Below are 6,238 nucleotides of genomic sequence, written 5' to 3'. Positions count from 1 at the left end.
GGGCCCCGCCACCCCCCGCGCCCCCCCTGGCGGCGCCGCGGGGCCCGCGGCGTTCCGGCCCTCCTCGCCGCCACCCCCGCCCGCCGACCGGGCCCCCGCACCCCACGAAGTGAGCCGCTGCCGATGGGCACCCCCGAGCTGATCTCCCCGCGTTCCGCCCGCGTCACCGCCGCCCGTCGCCTGGCGCGCCGCAACACCCGCGGCAAGGAGCGCCGCTTCCTCGCCGAGGGGCCGCAGGCGGTACGCGAGGCGGTCGCCCACCGGACGGCGGAGGGGCCCACCCTGGTGGAACTCTTCGTCACCGCCGAGGCCGCCGAGCGGCACGCCGGGATCGTGGCGGCGGCGCACGCCGCCGGCGCCCGGGTGCACCACGCCGCCGACTCCACCGTCGCGGAGATCTCCCAGACGGTGACGCCGCAGGGCCTGGTGGGGGTGTGCCGGTTCCTGGACACGCCCTTCGAGGAGGTCCTCGCCGCCCGCCCCAAGCTGGTGGCCGTCCTCGCCCACGTGCGCGACCCCGGCAACGCCGGCACCGTGCTGCGCTGCGCCGACGCCGCCGGGGCCGAGGCCGTCGTCCTCACCGACGCCTCCGTGGACCTCTACAACCCCAAGTCGGTGCGGGCCTCGGTCGGCTCCCTCTTCCACCTGCCCGTCGCCGTCGGCGTGCCCGTGGAGCAGGCGGTGGCAGGGCTGAAGGAGGCGGGGGTGCGCACGGTGGCCGCCGACGGCGCCGGCGACCGCGACCTGGACGCCGAACTCGACGCGGGCCTCATGGGCGGGCCCACCGCCTGGATCTTCGGCAACGAGGCCTGGGGGCTGCCGGAGGAGACCCGGGCCCTCGCCGACGCCGTCGTCCGCGTCCCCCTGCACGGGAGGGCCGAGAGCCTCAACCTGGCCACCGCCGCCGCCGTCTGCCTGTACGCCTCGGCCCGCGCACAACGGGTCGCCGGAGGATGCCGCTCCGGCGACGCGCGCTAGTAGGGTGTGCCGTCCGGGACCGAAGAGGGGGTCGGGATGGACGTGAGCGCTTCCGGCACGCACGCCGCGCACGCGCGGGAGCCCCGCCCGTCCGGCGGCCTCCCGCGGCCCGCCGTCCCCCCTGCCGCACCCCTGCTGGACCCCGACGAACTGCCCGACGGCCTGGTGGTCGCCGACGCCGCGGGCGAGGTCGTGGTCTTCAACGCCGTCGCCGGCCGCCTGACCGGCATCGACGCCCGGGCCGCCCTGGGCCGCCCGCTGCACGCCGCGCTGCCGCTCCAGGACCTGGAGGGACGCCGGTGGTGGCGGCTGACCGATCCCTACCACGGTCTGGAGACGCGCCGCGGCCAGCCCGAGCGCAACCTGCTGCTGGGCGACCGCGAGCTGCTGGTGTCCGCGCGCTACGTCCGCTCCGGCCGCGGCGGCCCGGTCCACCGCGTCGTGATCACGCTCCGGGGCACGGAGGCCAGGCGCCGCACCGAACTCAGCCACGCCGAACTGATCGCCACCGTGGCCCACGAGCTGCGTTCGCCGCTGACCTCCGTCAAGGGCTTCACCGCCACGCTGCTGCGCAAGTGGGAGCGGTTCACCGACGACCAGAAGCGGCTGATGCTGGAGACCGTCGACGCCGACGCGGGGCGGGTGACCCGCCTCATCGCCGAGCTCCTGGACATCTCCCGCATCGACTCCGGCCGCCTGGAGATCCGCCGCCAGCGCCTGGACGTGGCCGCGGCCGTGCGGCGCCACGTCCACGCGCAGGTCACCGTGGGAAGCGTCCCCGAGCGGTTCGCGGTCCGCGTCGCCCCCGACCTGCCGGACCTGTGGGCCGACCCCGACAAGGTCGACCAGGTCCTCGCCAACCTGCTGGAAAACGCCGTGCGCCACGGCGCCGGAACCGTCACCATCGAGGTGGCCCCGGCCCGCACCGGGGAGAGCGGCGAGGTGGAAGGGACGGCGGTGACCGTGAGCGACGAGGGCCCCGGCATCCCCGAGGACTCGATGAGTCGCGTCTTCACCCGTTTCTGGCGCGGTTCCAAGCGCGGCGGCACAGGGCTGGGCCTCTACATCGTCAAGGGCATCGTCGAGGCCCACGGCGGCACCATCACCGTCGGCCGCGCGCCCGCAGGCGGGGCCAGGTTCCGATTCGTACTGCCCGCCGGCACCCCGGCCTTCATGGCCTGAGGGACCGGCGGGCTTCCCCGGAACAGGGGCTCGGACCGAGCGCGGCCGCCGTCCCCTTAGACTTGACCTTTGGCACCTTTGGCACACCACGCGTCGGGGGCACGCCGCGCGCCAACGTCCGACTCGGTTCCGTACCGGCCGGCCGGTGCCGCTCCGCAAGGGACCAACCGTACCCGCTGTGTCCGGACGGTCCACGGAACGCACCGCTCCGGCCCGCCGCCCCGGCTGCGGGAACCACCGCGAGGCGGACGAAGCCCATCGGAAGCACGGGAAGAGATGTCGGCACCGAACAAGTCGTACGACCCAGTAGAGGTCGAGGCACTGAAACCGGAAGAGATCACGCGCATGCGCGACGAGGCGCTGGCCGCCATCGCCGCGGCCGGTGACCTCGAAGCGCTGCGGGAGGTGAAGGCCGCCCACAGCGGCGACCGCTCGCCCCTCGCGCTCGCCAACCGCGAGATCGGCGCCCTGCCGCCGCAGGCCAAGGCCGACGCCGGCAAGCGCGTCGGTCAGGCCCGCGGACAGGTGAACCAGGCCTTCAAGGCGCGCCAGGAGGAACTGGAGGCCGAGCGGGACGCCCGCGTCCTGGTCGAGGAGGCGGTGGACGTCACCCTCCCCTTCGACCAGCGGCCCGCAGGCGCCCGCCACCCCCTCACCACGCTCTCCGAGCGCATCGAGGACATCTTCGTGGCCATGGGCTACGAGGTCGCCGAGGGACCCGAGGTCGAGGCCGACTGGTTCAACTTCGACGCGCTGAACTTCACGCCCGACCACCCGGCCCGGCAGATGCAGGACACCTTCTTCGTCCAGGGTCCGGCCCGGGACGTGGACGGCGAGTCCGGTGTGGTGCTGCGCACCCACACCTCGCCCGTGCAGGCCCGCACGCTGCTGGACCGCGAGCCGCCGGTGTACGTGGTCTGCCCCGGCCGCGTCTACCGCACCGACGAGCTCGACGCCACGCACAGCCCGGTCTTCCACCAGGTCGAGCTGCTGGCCGTCGACAAGGGCCTGACCATGGCCGACCTCAAGGGCACCCTCGACCACATGGTCCAGGAACTCTTCGGGCCGGACATGCGCACCCGGCTGCGGCCGAACTACTTCCCGTTCACCGAGCCGTCCGCCGAGATGGACATGGTGTGCTACGTGTGCCGCGGCGCCTCCGTCGGCAACCCGGACCGGCCCTGCCGCACCTGCTCCAGCGAGGGCTGGATCGAGCTGGGCGGCTGCGGCGTGGTCAACCCCCGCGTGCTGACCGCCTGCGGCGTCGACCCGGAGGTCTACAGCGGTTTCGCCTTCGGGTTCGGCATCGAGCGGATGCTGATGTTCCGCCACAACGTCGAGGACATGCGAGACATGGTCGAGGGTGACGCACGCTTCACCCGACCCTTCGGGATGGAGATCTGATGCGGGCCCCGCTTTCGTGGCTCCGGGAGTACGTCGACCTGCCGGCCGGCGAGACCGGTCGCGACGTCCAGGAGAAGCTGGTCGCCGCCGGCCTGGAGGTCGAGACGGTCGAGCAGCTGGGAGCGGACCTCAAGGGTCCGCTCGTCGTCGGCCAGGTGCTGGCCATCGAGGAGCTGGAGGGCTTCAAGAAGCCCATCCGCTACTGCCAGGTGGACGTCGGCGACGCCAACGGGACCGGTGAGCCGCAGAACATCGTCTGCGGCGCGCGGAACTTCGCCGTCGGCGACAAGGTCGTCGTCAGCCTTCCCGGCGCCGTGCTGCCCGGCGACTTCGTCATCGCCGCACGCAAGACCTACGGCCGCGTCTCCGAGGGCATGATCTGCTCCGGCGACGAGCTCGGCATGGGGGACGAAGGCAGCCACGGCATCATCGTGCTCCCGCCCGAGCACGAGGTCGGCACCGACGCGATCGGGCTGCTCCAGCTCGTCGACGAGGTCCTCGACATCGCCGTCACCCCCGACCGCGGCTACTGCCTGTCGCTGCGCGGCATCGCCCGCGAGGTGGCCACCGCCTACGGGCTGCCGCTGCGTGACCCGGCGCTGCTGGACGTGCCGGGCCCCAACGCGGACGGCCACCCCGTCCAGGTGGCCGACCCGATGGGCTGCGACCGCTTCACCGCCCGCAGGGTGCGCGGCGTCAACCCCGACGCCGCCAGCCCGATCTGGCTCCGCCGCCGCCTGCAGAAGGCCGGCATGCGCCCGATCTCGCTGAGCGTGGACATCGCCAACTACGTGATGCTGGAGATCGGCCAGCCGCTGCACACCTACGACGCCTCGCGCATCCAGGGCGCCATCGGGGTGCGCCGCGCCGAGCAGGGCGAGAAGCTCACCACCCTCGACGACGTCGAGCGGGTGCTGGACGCCGAGGACCTGGTCATCACCGACGACCGCGGCGTCATCGGCCTGGCCGGCGTCATGGGCGGCGCCCACACCGAGATCGCCGACGGCCGGGGCGGCGACGGACGCGACGGCACCACCGACGTCGTCGTCGAGGCCGCCCACTTCGACGCGATCTCGATCGCCCGCACCTCCCGCCGCCACCGGCTGGCCACCGAGGCCTCCCGGCGCTTCGAGCGCGGCGTCGACCCGGAGGCCGCCTCCGCCGCGGCCCAGCGCACCGTCGACCTGCTGGTGCTGCTCGGCGGCGGCACCGCCGACGAGGGCGTCACCGAGGTCATCACGCCCAGCGCGCCGCACTCCCTGGCGATGCCCGCCGACCACCCCGACAAGGTGGCCGGCGTCGCCTACGGCCGCGAAACCGTCGTGCGCCGCCTCCAGCAGGTCGGCTGCGACGTCTACGGGCAGGACGAACTGGTCGTCACCGTGCCGTCCTGGCGCCCGGACCTGACCGACCCCAACGACCTGGCGGAGGAGGTGCTGCGCCTGGAGGGCTACGCCAACCTGCCCTCCACGCTGCCGCGCCCGCCCGCCGGCCGGGGCCTGACCGAGCGCCAGCGGCTGCACCGCCGCGTCGGCCGCGCGCTGGCCGCCGCGGGGTACGTCGAGACGCTCAACCCGCCCTTCCTCAGCGACGCGGTCTGGGACCAGCTCGGCCTGGCCGCCGAGGACCCGCGCCGCGGCACCACGCACCTGGTCAACCCGCTCTCCGACGAGGAGCCGGCGCTGCGCACCACGCTGCTGCCGGGCCTGCTCGCCACGCTGCGCCGCAACGTGGGCCGGGGCGCCACCGACCTGGCGCTCTACGAGACCGGGCTGGTCTTCCTGCCCAGCGGCTCCGGCAAGGCCGCCGCCCGCCTGCCGGTGGACCGCCGGCCGACGGCCGAGGAGATCGCCGGGCTCGACGCCGCCCTGCCGCAGCAGCCCCGCCGGGCCGCGGTCGTCCTCGCGGGCGCCCGTGAGCAGGCCGGCTGGTGGGGCGAGGGCCGCCGGGCCACCTGGGCGGACGCCGTCGAGGCGGGCCGCACCGTGGCCGCGGCGGCCGGGGTCGAGCTGGTCGTGCGCAACGACGAGCGGGCTCCCTGGCACCCCGGCCGGTGCGCCGCGCTCCTGGTCCTCGTCGACGGCGAGGAGCGGCCGGCGGGTCACGCCGGTGAGCTGCACCCCCGCGTGGTGAAGGCACTCGGCCTGCCGGAGCGGACCGCGGCCATGGAGATCGACCTGGACGTGCTGGAGCGCGCGATGCCCGGCCCGGTGCCGGCCCCGCGCCTGTCCACCTTCCCGGTCGCCACCCAGGACGTGGCGCTCGTCGTCGACGCGGACGTCCCCACCGCCGAGGTCCGGGCCGCGCTGGTCCAGGGCGCCGGCGAGCTGCTGGAGGACATCCGCCTCTTCGATGTCTTCACCGGCGAGCAGCTCGGCGAGGGCAGGAAGTCCCTGGCCTTCGCGCTGCGCTTCCGCGCGCCGGACCGGACGCTGACGGCCGAGGAGGCCTCCACGGCCCGTGAGGCAGCCGTCGCCGTCGCCGTCGAGCGCACGGGCGCGACACTGCGCGGCTGAGGCACGCGCTCCCGGTGGCCGATGGGCCGCCGGGAGCGGCGTCCGCGGGGGCCCGGCAGGCGCGGTGGTTCCCGGGGACCCGACGGCGCGGGACCCGGCGTGCCCGGGGTCCCGCCCCCGGGGCGGCCCGCCCAGGCGAGTCGGGGGGGGGGGACCCC

4 protein-coding genes are annotated in these 6,238 nt (G+C 75.1%); all 4 read left to right on the top strand.

Annotation, left to right across the window (positions count from 1 at the left end):
* Positions 1–123: 123 nt before the first annotated feature.
* A complete protein-coding gene (locus ACFV3R_RS26635; protein WP_385588394.1) occupies positions 124–978 on the top strand; it encodes a TrmH family RNA methyltransferase in 855 nt (284 codons plus the stop codon).
* A 36-nt stretch (positions 979–1,014) separates the two neighbouring features.
* The gene (locus ACFV3R_RS26630; RefSeq protein WP_385588246.1) at positions 1,015–2,160 is read left to right on the top strand and encodes an ATP-binding protein; all 1,146 of its coding nucleotides are present in this window, start codon (positions 1,015–1,017) and stop codon (positions 2,158–2,160) included.
* 276 nt (positions 2,161–2,436) lie between these two features.
* On the top strand, positions 2,437–3,564 hold the full coding sequence (gene pheS, locus ACFV3R_RS26625; RefSeq protein ID WP_385588243.1) for a phenylalanine--tRNA ligase subunit alpha: 1,128 nt from the start codon (positions 2,437–2,439) through the stop codon (positions 3,562–3,564).
* Complete coding sequence (gene pheT, locus ACFV3R_RS26620; RefSeq protein ID WP_385588239.1) at positions 3,564–6,080, top strand: phenylalanine--tRNA ligase subunit beta; 2,517 nt, start codon at positions 3,564–3,566, stop codon at positions 6,078–6,080. Before pheS ends, pheT begins: the two co-directional genes overlap by 1 nt.
* Positions 6,081–6,238 lie beyond the last annotated feature (158 nt).

It is taken from the genome of Streptomyces sp. NPDC059740 (assembly GCF_042733155.1).
GTDB lineage: Bacteria > Actinomycetota > Actinomycetes > Streptomycetales > Streptomycetaceae > Streptomyces.
This window is presented reverse-complemented; position numbering and strand designations above follow the sequence as displayed.